The sequence below is a fragment of the Paenibacillus sp. FSL H7-0737 genome (assembly GCF_000758545.1).
Classification (GTDB): Bacteria; Bacillota; Bacilli; order Paenibacillales; family Paenibacillaceae; genus Paenibacillus_AQ.
Genome location: NZ_CP009279.1, coordinates 344735 through 365163, shown reverse-complemented (window position 1 = coordinate 365163; position 20429 = coordinate 344735). Strand labels below are relative to the sequence as shown.

Sequence of the window (20429 nt, the reverse complement as noted above, 5' to 3'; positions counted from 1 at the left end):
AGCACCCGTAATAAAGGCTTTTGCCTTTGCTACGGGTGCTTTTTTTTGTTGCCATTAGGTTTCGATAATTAGGAGGAGAATAAATGAAAATATTTAAGCCAGTGCCCTTACTACTGCTTACGATCCTGCTACTGCTAAGCACATCATCAGGAGCTATTGCTGCATCTACAACAGAATTAACCCCTTCTATAAAAGCAGCTTTTGATCTGACGGCCGCAACGGCAGAAGGTCCTGCCAGGGTTAAGCTGACTTCTCTTTACAATGATTTATCCACCTTAAAGCTGCAGTATGATCAGCGCGAGGAGCAAATCCGAATCCTTCACTACAATAATGAGCAATCGCTAGTTGTGGTTCGTCAACAAATTAAAGGAATTGATCTTGAAACAGTGACCCGATTGGAAGCCTCCGTTAAGAGTAGCAAGCAGCGCTATCAGCCCTTATTTGACCAGTATAGTGCACTTAACAAGCGAATTAGTATCGCCAAGTCACTTAAGGACAAGACCTTGAATACCGTACTGCGTGCCCAAGGTGATGCTATGAAGATCTTGGTTCAGTTGGCACGCCAAGAGATCAGTGACAAGCAGAATCAGCTGAACGCCGCGAAAAAGAAACGTTCCCAAAAGATAGCCGAAGCGCGTAAAACCTTGTCTGGCATTGAAAGTCCTCAAATCACGATCAAATCTAACAGGAGCGTGATCACCTCGTTAAACAAACGTGTCTCAGCAGATTGGACTGACTTTAAAGCAGCGATTCGCAAACAAAACCTTACCCTAACCAACCAGTCCTTAGCTGCACTGGTCTCCGGTTACCGTCAGATCGCAACCCATAAGCAAAAAATAATTGAGCTCGAACAAAAGGTTTCCCTTGTTATTGTTAATACGAAGAAGCAAATCAGTTAGCGGACTTCTTCTTCTCATTTGCTCTGCGGTAAGCCATCACTTTGCGGTACATGCTTTTATTAGAAAGATGTTTGAAAATATATGGATCTGGACTCGTATTCACTTCAATAATCCAAGGCGTCATGTGCTTATCTAATCCTACATCTACACCAATCTGTTTAAAGCCAGGATATTTCTTATGGTAGAAACGTCCGGTATCCTCACCTAGCTTTCGCAATATCTTAAGCATCTGAGCTTGCTGAGCATCGTTCAAATAAGGCGACAGCAGCTTCTCCATAGACATTAGCGTACCACCGTTATGATAATTGGTAACAATCTTGCCCTTCTCAGCTACTCGGCCAATCAATCCGGTAGTTTCCCATTTGCCACGCGGACTGAGCTGGACCATCACACGGATATCAAAACGATGCTTTCCGTGCTTTAGTAAAACAATCCCTCTCTGAATCAAGTAACTGCGTCCGCGTGTTGCTTTCTTAAGGGATGAATAAAAGGTGTCATAGGCTCCAAAGGTTTTTATCTTTGTTCCACTTTGGTATTTGTATTCTGTTCCATGAGAATCCTTACTCTGTTCAACCTTCATTACACCGTTACCATAGGTGCCATGTTCCGGCTTAACGTAAATCATCCCATATTTCAAGAGCATCGTTCTTAAGTTTGCTTTACTAAACTTCACTGTTTCTGGAATGAGCGGTGAAATCTCGGAACTTTGCATGAGCACCTTGGTTTTAATCCATTTGCTGGTCAACGCAGACTTTAACTTTGTTCCCAATTGCCCTCTCCCCTGTCACTCAAATAATGATCACAGCCTTGCTTAACCTTAGTATTTTATGCTCCGACTATATGAATGGAATGGGTTGAACGCCCTCTCCGCTCTCAGATGTATCTCCAGATACTCAAGCTGCATATGGTGGGAAGAGGATAACCATTAGCGGATCAGAGGAGGCATGAACCATGCATATTTGTATTATTGCGCCGGAACGTCTCCCGGTTCCGGGAGACGGGTCAGTAGAAATCTGCATTTGGGCCATTGCCAGAAAGCTGGCTGAGAAACATAAGGTTACCATTGTGAGCCGCAAAGTGCTGGGACTGCCCGATGCTTCCATATTGGAGCGGGTCAGAATCATTCGGTTGCCCGCGAGTACTCCCGTTCATTATCGTACTTCGGTATTAGACTACATTCAGAATGAGTCATTTGATATAGTTCAGGTCGATAATCGCCCCCATCTTATGTCTGCTGTAAAGAAACGGCTCCCTCATCTTCCGGTATTTCTATTTCTGCATTCTCTTACATTCACACCGGACACAGTTAAGACTGCTAGAGCCTTGGCTAGAGCAGATCTGATTATTGCGAACAGCCACTCTCTACAGCGAAGACTAACCCGTCGCTTCCCTCAATTAAACAATGAAATCCGTATTGTCCTACTCGGAGCAGATCTTGATCGATTCACTCCTGTAGCGCTACAGGAAAAATACCATCTTCGCAAACTTTACAGACTCCCGAGGGTCTTTACCGTCTTATTCGTCGGTCGAGTCATTCCCCGCAAAGGGGTGCCCGTATTGATACGTGCTATGTACCATTTAAATAAGCACCTTCCTGCTCATCTTGTAATTGCAGGCAAAGGGAAACCGTCATATTTGCGACAGCTGAAGCTGCTTGCACAGCGACTAGGCGTATCCGTTTCCTTCCTTGGAAATGTAGCTCATGAGGATATCCATACCATTTATCAAGCAGCCGACTGCTTCGTATGTCCTTCTCAGAATCATGAATCCTTTGGGCTTGTTAATGTAGAGGCCATGGCCTCGGGACTACCGGTCATCGCTTCTAGCAATGGCGGTATCCGTGAGATTATCGACTCCGGCCATAACGGATATCTGGTGGAACGATATCGCGAGGCCTTGCCCTTTGCTAGAGATTTGCTGCGACTAGGCCGGAATCCGGAGGTAGCAGCAACCATTGGGAAACAAGGACGATCGGATGCGCTTGAAGCCTTCAATTGGCAACGTACAGCAACTGATTTGGAACGGCTTTATCAAGCTGCCTTAGTACAGCAATAGATCCTATAAACATAAAAAAGTAGTCCGCCTCCATTCACTGGAGACGGACTACTTTGATTTAAATAAATTGAACAACTGTAAGTACAAGCCCTACAACAAAACCGCATAAGGCACCGTTCACACGAATCCACTGAAGATCTTTACCTACTTTATCCTCCAGCATATTCACTAGACTAGCATCGTCCATGCTATCCAGATTCTCCTTCACCAAAAGACCGATTCGGAAGTGGTTAGCCTCTACAAATGCAATCAATGAAGCGCGAATCCGCTCCTCCCAGCTACCGATCCACTCTTGTTCCTTACTAATACGGCGCATAAGAAGGGTGTATAGTGCAAATAGTTTTCTTCCGCCAGCTGCCCGGTCCTCTTCTAATAAGGAGAGTGCCTTACTACGTACGTTCTCCAATTGAGTATGCAGAAAAGCAGTTACTGCTTCTCCCTCAAGCTCTTGTAGTGCCCATTCTTTCACAGAAGTCATTCTAGCCTCATCATTAACAATCTGGAACAACGCCACCCGGATTTCCCGGATGATCTCTTCACGATAAGGGCTATCCTCTTCACGAAAATCGCGAATACCGGACTGCAGCATGCCTTGCAGCATTTCACCAAGCATATCCGCATCCATGAATCCAACGAAAGCCTGAAAAGCCATCCCTTTCAGTCCACCGAGCTTTACTTCAGCCAGTTTCTCGCTGGCGATCTTACCCAGCATAGCTTTCGTTTCAGGACGACCGCTCCAGTTAGATACCCCTTCCAGCGCATAATCCAGAGCCGCTACATCTTTTCCGTCGTTCATTAATTTAGTGACAATCTTATCAGCCGCAACTCCAAGCTCCGCTTCACGAATATAGTCAGAGGCTGCCCTTTGAAGAAAAGGTACAGCTTTCTCTACCGGAAGACGTGACACGAATTCGCTAAGTTGCTCTAGGATCTGGGCTCTCGCCTTCTTCTTGCTAAAGAACTTCGTCAGCAGCTTGGAACTCATAGACATAATGCCAAACTTGCGCAGCTTGTTCTCAATACTCTCTTTGTTCAGCAGCTCAGTCTCCATAGCGGTAATTAACGACTGAATAATCTTATCCCGATTCTTGAGCAGCAGTGAGGTATGTGGAATACGCAGCCCGAGCGGATGGCGGAATAACGCGGTTACCGCGAACCAGTCGGCAATCCCCCCAACCAGCCCAGCCTCAAAGCCACCTCTTAGTAGAATTACAGCGAGATTTTCAGGTAGAAATAGTGTAATCAGAAACCCACATGCCATAAAAGCTAGTGACATGGTGGCCAAGTTTTTGGATCTCACGATTAGTCCCCCTTACATACACATCTGCCGATGTCCTTACGCAGGAAAAATACCGACGGATCACGTCCCACGAACATGAACTGACGATAGACTCGGCTAGTCGATTAGTTTAACAACTATTGTACCACGACTGAACTATATTCTAAAAATATACGATTAGACTAGGAATGAAAAGGTGTTTTTGGTTTTCAGAATATTAATGATAAGATACAATTAACGTTCTCACTAGCCCGCGAAGGGGACAACTATGACTGGATAAGGAGATCTTACAATATGCTGATTGCTTTAGATATGGATGGAACATTGCTGAACGAAGAAGGACAAATTAGCCCAAAGAACCGCGAGGCGATTATAAAGGCTCAAAATTTAGGTCATATCGTAATTATTGCTACGGGACGCTCTTTTATGGATGCGGAACGACAACTGCGGCTGGCAGATCTGGAATGCCCTGTAGTCAGTCTGAATGGCGCAGTGGTTACATTGTCTGACCACACACTGGCAGCAAGTAAACCGCTGAAGAAGGAAGACATCATTCCTGCATTACGCTGGATGAACGAAATTCCGGATTTGTATTACGAGGTATACACAGAGGACAACGTATATGTGGAGCTCAATAAACGGGTAAGATTAGAGAAACTATCTGCACTAAGTGAAGAAGAAGTACCTGAGGAAGTCAGCTGGCTGCTAAAAGCAATGATCGATCAGCAGTTTCAACAAGCGGCTGTAACTTACGTCGAAAGTATGGAAGAGATCTGGAGTAAAGAAGAAAACGTCATTTATAAAACATTAGCCTTTTCTCTAGACCGGGAACTGCTCAAAGAAGCCTCCACCCGCTTCGCCGCGATCCCTGGCCTTATTATTACAGCCTCCCATGTCAATAATATCGAAATTAACCATGAGGACGCCAACAAAGGCTCCGGTGTAGCTATGCTCGCCGCCCACTATGGCATCCCGCTAACAGATGTAGCCGTAATGGGTGACAGCTATAATGATCAACCGATGTTCGAGGTGGCAGGCTACCGGATTGCCATGGCTAACGCAGCACCGATTCTAAAGGAAATGGCTGAATTTGTTACAGTCAGTAATGCCGAAGATGGAGTGGCGACAGGACTTGAGCATCTTATGGCTAAATTCTGAACCAACATGCCTGGCTTAAATCATAAACTGCCAAAAAAACCTCTAACATCATCCTGAGGATGGGTTAGAGGTTTTTTTAAGATTGTCTTAACTAGTTATAGCTACAGCTTTATACAAGGATGATTGTCCAAGCTCAATGGCTTGGCAAACTCAACGTCTTTTAATAACTCGTTATTCCGCTTATTGTGCATAACACGTGATTCGGATAGCCCTGACTGAATCTCCTTGAGCATTTGACGATTCTCGTCATATAAGGTAACTGCCAGTGTATGATCATCTTGTCTTACAACCAGCTCCATATTGGGCTTAACTTCAAGCGATACCGTTTCGAAAGGAGACATATCGATGATAACTTCCAGTCCCACATTCTTGAATGTATAGGCGTAAGTGATTTCAAGTCCACGGTTATACGTGGCTTCGATCTGTCCCTTTCCTATGTTCACATTATAAGCCAAGGATTCAAGCTCTTGCGGAATTCTTGGAGCAATTGTCAGTGTATTGTTAATCAGGTCTGGACGGATACCTAAGAAATATTGGTACCACACACGCAGGTGCTCAGCATTGGACCAAGCTTGCAGGTATGCACCCGTCAACTTCGCCCATTTCTCATCTTCCTCAGGATAAGCATCCATATTCTCACAAAGTCCACCAACAACACCTAAATTCAAGGCCTGCCAGTTCATATTCTTGAATAGCTGATAGGCCGTTTCTTCCTGCCCTGCTTCAATCATACGCTGCATCGCAATACCATTAAGCCAAATCCAAACCGCACCGTTATGGTAAGCCTCGTCTTTCGGATAATGAGATGTTAAATGAAACGGACGAAACAATGGGTGATGTCTATCTAGCGAAGCAACACCCCATGGATAGACCAACTCTTCCCACGCGGTACGAATCGCTCTAGCCTTAAAATCGTTATCATCAAACATTTCAAAAGCAAATAACTGGTTTGGGCGCAGGGAGAATTCCGGCTTGTCTTCTGCATCCAGTCTGTCTGCTAAATAAGGATGCGCTTGATCAATGAAATCAACCTCAAAATGGCGCTTCAAGGTTTCAGCAATGCCCTTCCATTTATCAGCATTCACCTTGTCATTCATATATTCAGCAAAGTAAACACCAGCAAGCAATTGGTTATACCAGAGTGCTTGAATATCATTGGCACGGGTATCCCGAGGAGAATATGACTCCAAATTGCCATCCCGGGCATCCATCCAAGTTTCATTATCTGCGTGCTTTAAGTACCCTTTATCATCTACCCAATATTTTATGGAACCTTCAATACTATATTGTACATTGTGATACAGCTCTTTAATGATCGCTGTATCTCCTGAATACTTAACGTAATCCTGCAACTGGATAATGAATCGCGGCGTACCATCTGTTGTATGGTAATCCACTTTTCCAGGAGACAAGATATTTGGAATTCTACCAAAGTATTTAGAATCTTCGTCCGTATTCTGAAACTCTGCGAATGATAGCAAGATATTTCTAGCCGTTTCGAATTGCCCTGTAACGAGCACAGCGCCTGGAAGAGCTATGAATTGATCCCGTCCCCAATATTCGTTAAACCATGGCAGTCCTGCATAGATACCATCACCCTGCTGTCTAGTAACCAACTGATCCATTGTGATGTTCAACCAATTCATGGCTAAAGTAAATGTATCATCACTGCTGGTTAGATGGGCATTATGGTGTAAGAAATCTTCCATCCGCTTAACACGTTCATCTTTCAAAGTGCTAATATCTTGTCTAGCTTTAAGGATTAAGCTTGCTGCTTCTTCGGATGTCTTACCTGCAGCGATATAATAACCCCCAGCGTTTGCACCGGCAATTAGAACTTCATTATCCATATGCAAAGGTGAAAGGTTGATAGCACTAACTGCAATCACCCAATCTCCCTCGATAGCGCTAAAGAACGCGATATGATCCTGTTGGTTTATATAGCTAACATTCTCTCCCCTTAAAACGATGCCTATGTCTTCCTTAGCATTAACGAGACTAATTTCCAATAGATTATGATAATCCAACAACCACAGCTCTTCTGTAAGATCGGCGTGCTTACGCACCATTCTATAAGGATAGGCCCAAACTTCAGATTGTCGATTGTCTAGCTTCTGTTCACCTACGAATAAGGTGTATCCACCGAAAATTCTATTCTTAGCAATATTAAGTCCCTCAAAAAATGCATGTTCCACATGATCCGTATGATGGGATTGCGTAAAATAAAATGCTGCCTCTTTATTCGTAAATGAAATACTCCGATTGGCTTCTTGAGAGACAAATGTCTTCATGTCATCCAGAATTGATGTATGAACTTGATTACTATTCATTGTAAGCCTCCTACTTGAAAATAGTAGGCCGCTATGAAGCTTCATAGCGGCTGTCTACTAATATTTATTCTTTAACCGAACCAACGACAATCCCTGATACGAAATACTTTTGCATAAACGGATAAATCAACAACAATGGTAGCGTAGAAACTACGATTTTAGCAGCGTTCAAAGTCTTATTCGAAACTTTTGCTAATTCCAATAATTTTTCAGGATCTGTAATGTTCTGAACCTCAACGCTAAGCTGTTGGATATAGGTTTGCAATGGATAATTCGCCGTTTTATTAATATATACCAGGGCACCAAAGTAATCATTCCAATGGCCCACAATAGTAAAGAGCGTAACGGTGGCAAGTGTAGGCAATACTATCGGAAGATAGATTGTTCCTAATATTCTCCACTGTGAAGCTCCATCTATATTTGCAGCTTCCTCTAGAGATTTCGGTACAGCCCGGAATGCATTCATCAGCAAGATAACATTCCCTATCGGTACTGCACCCGGCAAGATCAATGACCAGATGGAGTCTAAAAGATTAAGCTCTTTGACTACCATAAAGGTTGGAATCAATCCACCTGAGAATAACATCGCGAAGATAACGAGATTCATATAAACCTTCTGACCCGTGAATACTCGTGAACTTTTAGACAATGGATAGGCTGTAAGAATCATCAATACCATATTCACAAGCAGACCTAACACTACCCGTTCTACAGAGATCATGAATGAACGCCAAAACTGGCTGTCAGACAATAATTTTTCATAGGAGCTAAACGTCGGATTAACCGGGAATATACTTACTAGATTTGCGGAAGCCGCCGCATTATCACTGAAAGAGATGGCTACTAAATTGACTAACGGTATGAGACAGGACAAGGCGAACGCTAGAACAAATACCCAGATAATAACATCTGCAATACGACCCTTGATGTTAGATGCGTAAATGGGAGAACCCCCCTTTCTTTAGAAAATACGATAATCCGTAAGTTTTTGGGCCAATTTATTCGCAGAAAGAATCAGTACGATACCAACGACCGACCGTAATAGGCCAACTGCTGTACCTAAGCTGTATTGTCTTTCTACCAGACCCACCCGATAAACGTAGGTATCAATAATATCCGAAGATTCATACACCAAAGGATTATACAGATTGAAGATCTGATCAAAACCAGCATTCAATACATTCGGCAAGTTCAAGGTTGTAACCAGCAAAATAGTTGGCATTAAGCCTGGCAACGTGATGTGCCACAGTTTCTTAAACCGGTTGGCTCCATCAATGGAGCCCGCCTCATAAAGTCCGGGATCAATGGATGTCAGGGAAGCTAGGTAGATGATTGAACCGTACCCAAAACCCTTCCAGACATCTGTTAATACTAGCATCGGTCTAAACCAAGTATTGCTGGCCATAAACAAGACCGGGTCAATCCCAAACCAACTTAACATGGCATTAACAGGACCTTCATAAGAGAAGATATTCATGACTACAGTAGCTAAGATCGCCCATGACAAGAAGTTCGGCAGATAAACAACCGTCTGTATGAATCGCTTAGCAAACTTTACCCGAATTTCATTTAATAACAGGGCAAACACGATGGATGTAAAAGTACCCACGATAATTTTCCATAACGCGATAACGATCGTATTACTGAAAATCTGTTTGCTGTCAGGAATTTGGAGCATAAATTTGAAATTATCAAGACCTACCCAGGATGAACCACTCATTCCCTTAGCCGGAACATAATTTTGAAAAGCCATTATAATACCGAACATTGGAATAAACGAAAAGATAATTAGGAAAATCATTCCTGGCGCCATCATGAGATGGAATGCTGTCTGATCTTTTTTATTTTTCATTTACGGATCATCTCTTTCAACATCATTTGGTTGCTATCGCTTCGTTAACTTCCTTAGTAATTACTTCGCCGCCAGTTTTATTCCAGCTTTCTACAAACTTATCAAATGCGTCAGGTGTTTGCTCACCTGTAATGATCTTCAAGTACATTTCAAGTTCCATTTTAGTAAGTGTCGGCCATTTCAACGTCATGGATGATGTACTTCCAAAGAATAATGGATTCACTTCTTTAATATTAGAGGCTTTCACCAAACTAGCTGTCGTAATACTGGAAGTATATCCAGCCCATGCATTGGAGTCTGGTGTTTCTCCATTCTTCTTACTATCAAGAAATTTCTTATAGGAGTTATAAGCCGTTAAATCCTCATTGCTAGTTAATTTACTTGTATCGCCTGTTTCTAATGCTTCTTTCATGATGTCAACGTTACGATAGAAAGCGTCATAATAATCGATATTAATAGCGAGCGGAGATCCGCCAACATTCATACTCTTATAATCTTCAAATTCTTTCAAAGCTTTTTCATCTTTTTCTTGGTAACGCTGATAGTCATATTGAACACTCACAAGCTTGGCTGCAAGTTCAGGATGTTCAAAGCCTTTGCGAACAACCAAATAACTGCTGGAAGGATTTCCAGTGAACATTGTAAGCGAGCCATCCTCTGATTGTGGGGCAACATAAGATACCCATTCCGCTTCTGGATTCAGCTTAAGCGTGTCAGCCACAGTCCAGCTTCCCCACCAGTTATCCATGAACGACCCACTTTTTCCGCTTGTAAGTAGCGCCTTGCGGTCATCACCAGTACGTACTGCAAACTGACGATCTATCAAGTTATTCTTGTACATTTCAGACAACTTGGTCAGTGCTGGCTTCATCTCTGGTTGAACAGATCCGTATACAGCCTTTCCACTTCCATCATCAATCCACTGTTTTGGATACGCACCATATAGTGAAAAGATATTATTAAATGAGAATTGTCCACCAGAGACACCGGCAACGTTTTCATTATCGACAACAAGACCTAGCGTTTTACCCGCTCCGTTACCACCTGGATCTTTTTCTACAAATTGCTTAATAATGTTCTCGACATCAGCCATTGATTTCGGCTCAGCAAGTCCCAATTTGTCCATCCAGTCTTTGCGAAGCCAGAGGATACCAGGACCATGTGAGATTTCAGTAGTTGGTATGGCCATCAGCTTGCCATCGAACTTTGCGCTATCCAGAACACGACCACCGTAGGAATCATAAATTTCCTTAATTCGATCGCTGGCAGTATTTTCATAAACCTCGGTCAGATCTGCAATCAGATCGTTCTCATAAAGCTGTTGCAATGTCGCGTAGTCAGGAACCACCATTAGATCAGGGATTTCACCGCTTACAATCGCCATCGAAACTTTCTGACTATAGTCTGTACCATCATTGGACTCAAACGAGGTCGTATTTTGAATGTTCAGCTTATCCTTGAAATATCTTGTCCACACATTGTTTGTGGCATTATCTTTCTCATAAGGCGTTCCTGCAAGTGCTGAATAGCTCGTTGCCACTTGTCCAACAGAATAAGTAACTGTTTCAGGATAGGCGCCAAATGGAGTCGTCTGTGCTTCTTTCCATGCAGGATCACTCGCATCTGTCTTTGGGGTAGATGCTGAAGAATTATTAGAACTTGAACAACCTACCATAGCAACAGCTAATAGTGATGCTAATACTATGGAGCTTGATTTTCTCAATTTATGTTTCATTATAAGAGCCTCCCTTTTTCTATAAAAAAACTCGTATTAGAAAACGATTTCAAAGCGCCGGCCAGCTTCAAAAAAATTTATATTGTTACTTCCTTAAGTTTATAGATTATTGCTATCCATCGTAAACGCAAAAAAATTATGTTTTACACAAATAAATACTCATCATTAACGATAATATCGAGGAATAATTGCTACGGTCGAAGATGTTATACTACAATATCAATGTCACTACATGTCGAAAGGTGGTAAATAATGTTATCCATATTGGTGGTAGATGATCATAAGGAGGAGCGAGAGGGGATTGCTTTCCTCATTAAGGAGCTTGGCTTCCCCCTCCAATTGCATGTTGCAGAAAACGGTCGTAAAGCACTTGAATATGTAAGCGCACACTCTGTCGATATTCTATTTACCGATGTGCGGATGCCTATAATGGATGGATTACAGCTAACAAAGGAAGCATTAAAGTTGCACCCCAAATTAAAGGTGATTTTGTTCAGTGGATTCGCTGAATTTGAGTATGCCAAAACAGCCCTTTCCCTGGGCGTATCCGAGTATCTTTTGAAACCGGTTAACATTGAAGCATTCCAAACTACTTTAGAAAAAGTTATTCAGGAATTAAAGAACCAGCAACAAAAAGAAGAAGCGTCACAAAGAAAGCTAAGCTATGTGAGAAAACATCTACTCTTCTCTCTAGTCAATGGCATCGGAAGCCCGCCGCCTCTTCAAGAGCTGTCTATTGAATTACCCAGCCATTACAATAAAATGCTTTTGTTAGAATTCGATAAGCCATTTTTTGAATCTGTGGATTCGGAGTTCGAAGAGTTTGTTCTTGGTTTAGTAGACACATCTGCTGATTACTTAAATCTAAACGGATGTCAGAGTCTACTACTGTTTCCCGAGCAAGAGTCCCCTTCTTCCCAGTTTGATAATAATTCAGCGATGCACCTGCATAATTGCATCTTTGATAAATATAAAGTAAATTGTTATCTCGCTATGAAAGAGGAAGTAACCTCAATACTAGATTTAGGTTCACTTTTGACTTCATTAGAAGAATTGATGGAATATCGTTTTTTTCTCCCAGATACCTTTGTGTTTAATACACAAAATGACTTACATTTCTCTGAGGGCTTGTATCCAGACCTTACAGATAGCCATCTACTAGATCAGATTCGAAATAATCTGAAGGATCAAGATATTTTTAGCTTACGAGCAAATACTGAGATTTTATATCAAAAATACGTACATCAAGTACAGTATTCACATTTATATGTAAAGTATATGTTCTCCACAATCTATCAAGAGATCATGACACAAGCTGCACCTATATCAGAAATGGAGCTGCAGACTGCCGTCGAGATCATATATGGATCTGAAGATTTGCGGGATATCAAAGATATCATATTTGAAGGTATCGCTCGGATTGATCAGAACTCTACTAACCATGAGCCTACTCAGAACCGTGATGTCGATGCCGTCAAACAATATATTGAACAATATTATGCAGATGATCTCAGTCTGGAAATGCTTGCTGCTAAAGTGTATTTGTCTCCACATTATCTTAGCTCCATATTCAAGAAGCAGACAGGCTGTGGGCTTAATAAATATATTAAGAATGTCCGCATGCAAAACGCAAAAGAGTTGTTAACAAATACGCATCAAAAAATATCAAATATTTGCACCGCAGTGGGCTATCGCAATATTTCATACTTCTGCCAAAATTTCAGGGATTTCTATGGGTACACACCAGAAAAATATAGACAGTATAATCAGAAGTCCTCTGTATATCGGGAGGAGCATCATGCAACTTTGGCGGACACTTAAGCAAAATATTCGCGACTTGAAGTTTCAAACCAAGATCATGCTTTCATTTATGTTAATCAGTATGATTCCTGTGATTATATTGGGCAGCTTCTGCTATCAAGAAGCCAAATCATCCCTCATTAAGCAATCCAAATCTGATTTGAAAGCAGCCTTAAATCAAGGGGCTTTAGCTTTAAATAGTCATCTGGATGTCTACAATAAACTCATGAATTTCTTGAGTTTTAATCAGGAAATTATTAATTCAGCTAATCATACCTACACAAGTATGTATGAAATGTATGATCAGTTAACCCATGTGATTGACCAAAATTTCAATACGGCACGGTATCTAAATACAGGTGTAGAACAAATCACTCTGTATACAGGAACCAATCTTTTGGCACATGGCAATACTGTCCGAGCCCTAAATGATATTAAACAGAAACATTGGTACCCGACGTTGATGAAGTCAGTCGATGTCCTGTGGTTTACGGATAATAAGGAGATTTTTGCTGTTCGACGCATTATTAATACGAAACAGAAAGATCCAAAAGAAAATGTGCTGTATGCACGTGTGAATTACGATTCGTTATTCACACCTTTTGACTCCCTACTCTCTCAAGGTTCAGAGATTCTCGTCAAAGATGCTTATGGAAAGTCGATCTATGCCTCGCCTGGTATAGAAGGATATATTCCTTCCAATAGCACAAACAACTTAGATACGCTGCAATGGAAAAATACAAAGTACACTGTATTGCAATCTGAAGTTCCTATATCAGGATGGACAGTGATGTTATGCAAACCTACGAAGATGATTACGAATTCTGCTTGGAAAATCCTTTCGACAGTTGGGCTTGTTATTGTTGCCTGTATTGCTGCCGTTGCTATAACCGCCAATCTATTTTCTCGAAAGTTCAATTCACAAATTAAGCGTCTGCGCAATAATATGCGCACCGTAGAAGAGGGATCCCTGGAAGTCACCGTCACCAGCACATCCAAAGATGAAATTGGGGATCTAATTAGAGGCTTTGGCAATATGGTTGACAAAACAAAAGTGTTAATCGATAAAGTCTACATTGAGGAAATTTCACGAAAAGAATATGAAATGAAAGCCCTACAGGCTCAGATTAATCCTCATTTTCTATATAATGCTCTTTCGCTCATCAATTGGAGAGCCATCCGAATCCATGCAACAGATATAAGTGAAATGGCGCAGCTTCTATCCACGTTCTATCGGACTACGCTGAATAAAGGGAATAATATTATTTCGGTTTCAGATGAACTATTGAATGTACAATCTTATATACAGATTCAGCTTAACATGCATAGCAATAGCTTTGAGATAGAATATCAGATCGACGAGGCTATTCTCTCTTATTACATGCCTAACCTGATGCTTCAGCCTCTAATTGAGAATGCTATTATTCATGGTATTGAGAATAGAGAAGAAGAAGGAAGCAAAATTATTCTATCCGGAGAAATGGTGGAGGAGTGTATCATCTTCAAAGTAAAGGATAATGGCGTTGGCATCCCACAAGAACGACTCAATCTTCTGCTTAAATCCCAGTCTATAGGCTATGGGCTCAAAAATGTAAATGACCGGGCTATGCTAATGTACGGACCAGAGTACGGCTTGTCCATTACCAGTATTCTAGGACTGGGAACGGAGGTCACATTTCGATTTCCATCCAAAAGATACGAAGGTGGCTCAAATCTATAACTCTTTTAAATGCAGTGATGTTAACTAGTTACACTCTAAAATTAAATTCAACCGGGACATGTACGCTGGATTAAACCCGGTTGATTTTTTTCAATCTATTGAATTACAAATGATCAGGAGCGCTTTCCTCCCCCACCCATTCAGCAGAAACACGTACATAATCCCCCACATCAGAAGATGTCACCAGTTCAATAATGATCAATTCGAGTGGCGTAATCGCCCGCAAACCATGTCTCGCACCGGCAGGTACTATAACTGTGTCTCCGGCTGCAACTGCATGAAGAACGCCGTTCATACGGTACTCTCCATTGCCCGAAAGAAAAGACCATATTTCTTTGGTATGCCTGTGAAAATGATAGCTGGTGTGCTTCCCTGCCAACATCGTGATTTTGGAAGTCGTAACCTCAACTCCTGCTGCTGTTCGTGAGAAATCCAGAATGCGTGAGCTCCCCCACCGCTTTTCTTCAATCATCGGCTTCGCGGCATGACCCTCCAGCTTCTGCTTAATCCGTTTCGCCTGCTCGATCCCAGCAACTAAAATACCATCCGCACCCGCCGCCACAATCAAGCCTGGGGCACCGATGACATGTACGGGACAAGAGAGTTCGTTCACTAAATAGGTTCCTTTTGAATCCTCAGAAATGCTCCCCCTGCCAATTACCTTTTCCTGCAAATGAGGGGTAAGCGCATCCCAACTACCAATATCCGCCCAAACTCCGGTGTAAGGAATAACTACCGCTCGCTGCGTATGCTCAAGCACTTCATAGTCAAAACTTCGTTCTGGCAATTCGTCATAACGCTCCACTAGCTCCATGTAATCTGCTGAAAGATTCCGTTCCACCATAGTTGAGAGCAAGTATCCTAATGTGCAGGAGAACACCCCACAGTTCCATAGTCCTCCACAGGAAATGAACTCGGCCGCCGCTAGTTCGTCTGGTTTCTCTGCAAATTGCTTCACATTTAGAAAAGACGTCCCTTCTGAACCTTCACTCGGCAATATATACCCGAACTGTGTGGATGGGAATTCAGGCGTAACACCGATCAGGGCAATATCCGCTTGTGATTCGGACAGCACGCTGGGAAACTGCCGAAGCTGACTGAAAAAAGAAGCCTCCACATAAGAATCCACCGGAATGACCACAACGATCTCTTCTAAGTCTATTTTCTTCACGGAATGCAAATAGCTCGCCGCCAATGCAACTGCAGTAAAAGTTCCCCGCTTCTGTGGCTCCGCCAGTAAAGCAACCTGATTGCCAACAGATTTGCGGGTAATTTCCACCTGACTGCGATGGGTTACAATGCAGCTTGAATCTAACAATCCTGCCTCATCCAGCCCTCTGCATACTCGCTCGATCATCGACTCCATGCCGCCATTTTCTGTTGGGAGAAGTCTTAAAAATGCCTTTGACCTGATCTCATTCGACAGCGGCCACAGCCTCTTCCCCGATCCCCCTGAAAGGAGCACGATCTGCAACGCTATCGCCCCCCTGCGCTGGACTTACTACTCGGTGTTCTCACATACCCCTTCCGTTTATGAAAAGACAATGATCTATACTTTTCCGCCAGCTCATTCAGCTTCTGCTTGGACAGCTGACCTGCATTCATATGGAGGCCTTTATTGCGTGCTTTTTGGATCTTCATGCCCCCACGATCCTTCGAATACAGGTAATTCCCATAAGTTTCGAATTCAGAAAAAGCAAATTGCTTAGTTCGGTTCATACTGTGTATAATCGCCGAATACCAAGGCTTCTGATGCTTTGCTTCAATCTCTCTTTTCATCTGAGTCAATTGGCTGCGTTCAAACAGCATATAATGCGTCACAAAAGAAGAAGCAGATGCCGCCTTCTTACCCATTAGCTTCCTATAGGTTGTAAAGTACTGAGGCTGACTCCAATTACGACTGTAAAAAATCGTCTTTCCCTTCTCACGGAATCGATGAGGAGCGATTAAGACCGTATCTGCATCGATGACTAAAAAATAGTCAGCCGTACATAGCTTGTCACCATTCAGCTTCAACAATTGCTGGAACAACCAACCGGATCTCTCCCATTTCCGTGAACGGTAATGGATATCTTTTTTTGTAATCGGGAGGACTGTATTCTCATCGACAAAGGTACAGCCTTTTTTTCGGCAGAAATCCAGTATACGTGTCTTTTTTGGAGCAACAATCAATATACGACCTATCGGATGCTTAACATGTGTTCGGACAGCGTCAATAACATAGGGGAGTGTAGCCAAATCTTTCTCGATAGCCGGAATCAGTACATCTATGGTAACGGCATGTCTTATGCGGACCTTTTTAGGCGAGGGCATACGGTCATCTCCATATCATGATTTTGCTTTAGGATATGAGGATAATAAGGAAAGGGAATGGGCTTTACTGTAAACTTAAGAGAGGACAAGGGGGGGATTTATACCCTTCTTTTCGCCCATAAAGCCCAATTCGCTCCTTTCTGGGGGATTTATACCCTTCTTTTCGCCCATAGAGCCCAATTCGCTCACTTTTAGGGCATTTATACCCTTCTTTTCGCTCACAGAGCCAAATCCGCTCACTTCTGGGGTATTTATACCCCTCTTTTCGCCCGCAGGGCCAAATTCGCTCACTTCTGGGGGATTTATACCCTTCTTTTCGCCCATAGAGCCCAATCCGCTCACTTCTGGGGGATTTATACCCTTCTTTTCGCCCACAAAGCCAATTCCGCTCACTTCTGGGGTATTTATACCCCTCTTTTCGCCGCCGGAGCCAAATTCCCGCATTTATACGGGATTTATACCGCACATTTCACCCCCAGAGCCCAATTCCAGCTTTTCTACGGTATTTATACCGTTCTATTCGCCCGCGGAGACCGATTCCAGCCTTTCTACGAGATTTATACCGTACATCCCGCCACTTGAGCCCAATTCCAGCTTTTCTACGGGATTTATACCGTACATTTCACTCACCGAGCCCATTTCCCATATTTCTACGGGATTTATACCCTACATCCCGCCACTCGAGCCCGATTCCCGCTTTTCTACGGATTTATACCGTACATCTTGCCCACCAATCCCCATTCACACAACCAAGCTCCACACTCCCCCATACTATATCCAGCATTTTTTTCTGTGCAGTAAAAAGGCTGGGATGGTATATTGTAGATTGGCTAAATTTTCGGCGTATTTTAATCGGCACATTTTAAGATGAACTCAACCATTCTCCAACTAGTTTTGTTGAGCTCACTCTATACAGAAATATATGAAGGTGAATCTATTGAATAAGCTCTTATTTCATAATATCCCGCTGGGAGCAACCGGCGAACGCATCCCGCAAGCGGCAGTAGCTTCAGCACAGACCAGCACAGAGCTAGTGAAGCGGGAGGAGGGGGACTCCGCTTATTTCCGCAGGCTCGAGGAAGGCGGCATCCTGCTCAACCGCCCGCAGATTGCTGCGGTGCGGCATCATAAAGGGCCGCTGCTGACACTGGCCGGTGCAGGCTCCGGCAAAACCTCGGTTCTGATCTGCAGAACCGGTTATTTGTTGTCCGTGCGCGGCGTCTCGCCGAGTCAGCTGCTATTGCTGACTTTTTCGAGTAAAGCCGCGGCAGAAATGCGCGAACGAATCGCCCTGCTCCCGGGAGTTAGCACAGCGGACGTTGCAAGACTTCAGGCCCGTACGTTCCATTCTTTTTTCTTATTTTTCTTGCGCAGACAAGGATTGCAACAGGAAATTTTCAGTGAGACACGGCGCCAGCACATCCTATTGAAGCAGATCATGCGTGAGCTCGGACTGCCGAAGGATGCTTATCCACCGGAAACCGTACTCTCTCTGCTCTCTTCCTGCAAAATGAACATGGGCACCGTGGAAGATCTACCAGAAGGCACCACCGCCGAAAAAGAAATGAAGTCCATTCTGGAAATATACGAACAATGGAAGCTAGACAATTTCAAAATCGATTTCGACGATGTCCTCTTAATTGCTTATCGGATGCTGAAGGAGCGTCCGGAGCTTTTGCAAGAGTTGCAGATGAGATATCTGTACGTGATGGTGGATGAGTTCCAGGATACAAACGCCTTGCAGTACGAACTTGTCAAAATGGTCGCTCACCCACAGCATAATCTAATGGTGGTTGGTGATGATGACCAAACGATTTATTCCTTCAACGGAGCGCGCAGTGAGTTCATTCTAGAGTTCGAGAAGCTCTATCCGGGAGCAAGGGTTATTACGCTCGATATTAATTACCGCTCAGGCCCAGCTATCGTTGGACTTGGCAACGGCATTATCAAGCACAATACACGTCGGCGTTCCAAAACCCTGCAAGCCGCAAAAGGTAGTGGAAGTCAGCCACGATATATGCGTCCGCAAACTGCAGATGAAGAAGCCGAGCAGATGATCGAGCATATTTTAAACGAGGTCTCTAGCGGCAAAAGAGAATATAGCGACTTCGCCATGTTGTACCGGGCCTCGAGCAGCAATCGGGCCGTTCTCGAACTGCTCCTTTTACGCGATATTCCCTATATTGATTACGGAGAAGGGCAATTATTGTACGAGCACTGGCTGATCTCTCCGGTAGTGGATCATTTGCGACTCTCCTTGAATCGGCGAAATTTTGCAGCGATGGAGAATATCCTGCCGACACTATATATGAACCGTGAAAAAGGTATGAATCATATCCGCCAGATGGAAGCTAGACAGCCCAAGCAAGGACCGTTAATCCACCTATTGTCTATGCCTGGCATGGAAGACTTCAAAGGGACTAAACTAAGAGATCGACTCGATCTAATCCGAAATATACGCGAACTGACCCCAATACAAGCAATCCGGCAGATTCGTACCCAATTCTATGATTATTTCATCGAAGCGAATGAACGGCATCAAGCGACGCTGCATCGAGAGACGTTAAAAGAAATGCTAGATGAGCTAGAATCCTCCGCGGCGCGTTTCGACAGCATCCCTGCCTTTCTTGATTTCATAGATAATGTCACGGAGCGTAACGAGCATAATCGCCAACCAGGCACTAAAGAGCAAGGCAATCGGATTGCATTAATGACCATTCATAAATCAAAGGGGCTAGAGTTTCCTGTAGTCTTTTTAATTGGAGCGTCTGAGGGAATTCTTCCGCATAGCTCTGCACTGGAGGGCGACCGGTTAAAAGACCGCAAGCTTGCTGCCGGAAGCAGCGGAGCCTCAAGCTTAGCAGCACTGGAGGAGGAACGGAGACTGGCGTACGTGGCCGTTACGAGAGCCCGAGAGGAGCTATTCATCAGCTCACCTGCACAGCATCGGGGTAAAAAAGCGGAGGTCTCCCGCTTCATGTTATCCGCCTTCCGTTCAGCGGTTTCTTCCACAGCAGCAACTACGGTGAGTAGAACCGTGACAACAAGATCCTTGCCGACCAGCCGAACAGCCGCTACAAAAACCCATGTCGTTCCGGTATGGAACTGCACGGGCAGCAGTTGTCCTGGTTGGACACGCATGAAAGCTGGCGGAGCTGAGGATCATCTAACCTCAAAGCCCTGCCCCTTATGCAGCTCACCTATGGCAAAGGATCAGCGAGAAGTTCCCGTATGATTTACACGCAAAAAAAGCAAGTTTCCTCTTCCCTGGAAACTTGCTTTTTTTAA

General features: G+C 43.5%; 15 protein-coding genes. 6 read left to right on the top strand and 9 right to left on the bottom strand.

From position 1 onward, the window contains the following. The first annotated feature begins 83 nt into the window (after window positions 1-83). Entirely contained in the window at window positions 84-899 is an 816-nt protein-coding gene (locus H70737_RS01655) for a hypothetical protein (RefSeq protein WP_042184246.1), read from the top strand. Here H70737_RS01655 and H70737_RS01650 read toward each other — a convergent pair. After that, window positions 892-1668 carry a YheC/YheD family protein gene (locus H70737_RS01650; protein WP_231573370.1) on the bottom strand — a complete coding sequence of 259 codons (777 nt, stop codon included), beginning with the start codon at window positions 1666-1668 and terminating at the stop codon, window positions 892-894. The genes H70737_RS01655 and H70737_RS01650 overlap by 8 nt on opposite strands. A gap of 182 nt (window positions 1669-1850) precedes the next feature. On the opposite strand from H70737_RS01650, the gene H70737_RS01645 reads away from it, so the two are divergent. Beyond that, on the top strand, window positions 1851-2954 hold the full coding sequence (locus H70737_RS01645; protein ID WP_042184244.1) for a glycosyltransferase family 4 protein: 1104 nt from the start codon (window positions 1851-1853) through the stop codon (window positions 2952-2954). 58 nt (window positions 2955-3012) lie between these two features. On the opposite strand, the gene H70737_RS01640 is transcribed toward H70737_RS01645, so the two are convergent. Further along, window positions 3013-4254 carry a DUF445 domain-containing protein gene (locus tag H70737_RS01640; RefSeq protein WP_042184242.1) on the bottom strand — a complete coding sequence of 414 codons (1242 nt, stop codon included), beginning with the start codon at window positions 4252-4254 and terminating at the stop codon, window positions 3013-3015. A 273-nt stretch (window positions 4255-4527) separates the two neighbouring features. Between H70737_RS01640 and H70737_RS01635 the strand changes: the two genes are divergently transcribed. Next, complete coding sequence (locus H70737_RS01635; protein ID WP_042184240.1) at window positions 4528-5391, top strand: Cof-type HAD-IIB family hydrolase; 864 nt, start codon at window positions 4528-4530, stop codon at window positions 5389-5391. A 101-nt stretch (window positions 5392-5492) separates the two neighbouring features. On the opposite strand, the gene H70737_RS29590 is transcribed toward H70737_RS01635, so the two are convergent. The 4 genes from H70737_RS29590 to H70737_RS01615 all read right to left on the bottom strand — a co-directional run bounded on the left by H70737_RS29590 (window position 5493) and on the right by H70737_RS01615 (window position 11308). Next, window positions 5493-7721, bottom strand: a complete 2229-nt coding sequence (locus tag H70737_RS29590) for an amylo-alpha-1,6-glucosidase (protein WP_052404120.1) — start codon at window positions 7719-7721, stop codon at window positions 5493-5495. Between the two features lie 64 nt (window positions 7722-7785). Next, complete coding sequence (locus tag H70737_RS01625; protein ID WP_042184238.1) at window positions 7786-8664, bottom strand: carbohydrate ABC transporter permease; 879 nt, start codon at window positions 8662-8664, stop codon at window positions 7786-7788. A gap of 18 nt (window positions 8665-8682) precedes the next feature. Beyond that, entirely contained in the window at window positions 8683-9573 is an 891-nt protein-coding gene (locus tag H70737_RS01620) for an ABC transporter permease (protein ID WP_042184236.1), read from the bottom strand. A 22-nt stretch (window positions 9574-9595) separates the two neighbouring features. Beyond that, window positions 9596-11308, bottom strand: a complete 1713-nt coding sequence (locus H70737_RS01615; RefSeq protein WP_052404119.1) for a type 2 periplasmic-binding domain-containing protein — start codon at window positions 11306-11308, stop codon at window positions 9596-9598. Window positions 11309-11560: 252 nt separating this feature from the next. Here H70737_RS01615 and H70737_RS01610 point away from each other — a divergent pair, with 252 nt between their 5' ends. Beyond that, complete coding sequence (locus H70737_RS01610) at window positions 11561-13129, top strand: response regulator (RefSeq protein ID WP_042184233.1); 1569 nt, start codon at window positions 11561-11563, stop codon at window positions 13127-13129. Continuing rightward, complete coding sequence (locus tag H70737_RS01605) at window positions 13107-14828, top strand: sensor histidine kinase (RefSeq protein WP_042184231.1); 1722 nt, start codon at window positions 13107-13109, stop codon at window positions 14826-14828. The genes H70737_RS01610 and H70737_RS01605 overlap by 23 nt, the downstream gene beginning before the upstream one ends. A gap of 103 nt (window positions 14829-14931) precedes the next feature. On the opposite strand, the gene H70737_RS01600 is transcribed toward H70737_RS01605, so the two are convergent. From H70737_RS01600 to H70737_RS01590, 3 genes are all read right to left on the bottom strand, one after another. Further along, window positions 14932-16293 carry a sugar phosphate nucleotidyltransferase gene (locus H70737_RS01600; RefSeq protein WP_231573461.1) on the bottom strand — a complete coding sequence of 454 codons (1362 nt, stop codon included), beginning with the start codon at window positions 16291-16293 and terminating at the stop codon, window positions 14932-14934. A gap of 11 nt (window positions 16294-16304) precedes the next feature. Continuing rightward, window positions 16305-17141 carry a DUF6492 family protein gene (locus tag H70737_RS01595; RefSeq protein WP_042184227.1) on the bottom strand — a complete coding sequence of 279 codons (837 nt, stop codon included), beginning with the start codon at window positions 17139-17141 and terminating at the stop codon, window positions 16305-16307. 75 nt (window positions 17142-17216) lie between these two features. Beyond that, the gene (locus H70737_RS01590; RefSeq protein WP_042184225.1) at window positions 17217-17585 is read right to left on the bottom strand and encodes a hypothetical protein; all 369 of its coding nucleotides are present in this window, start codon (window positions 17583-17585) and stop codon (window positions 17217-17219) included. Between the two features lie 493 nt (window positions 17586-18078). Between H70737_RS01590 and H70737_RS01585 the strand changes: the two genes are divergently transcribed. Continuing rightward, window positions 18079-20376, top strand: a complete 2298-nt coding sequence (locus H70737_RS01585; protein ID WP_042184223.1) for a UvrD-helicase domain-containing protein — start codon at window positions 18079-18081, stop codon at window positions 20374-20376. Window positions 20377-20429 lie beyond the last annotated feature (53 nt).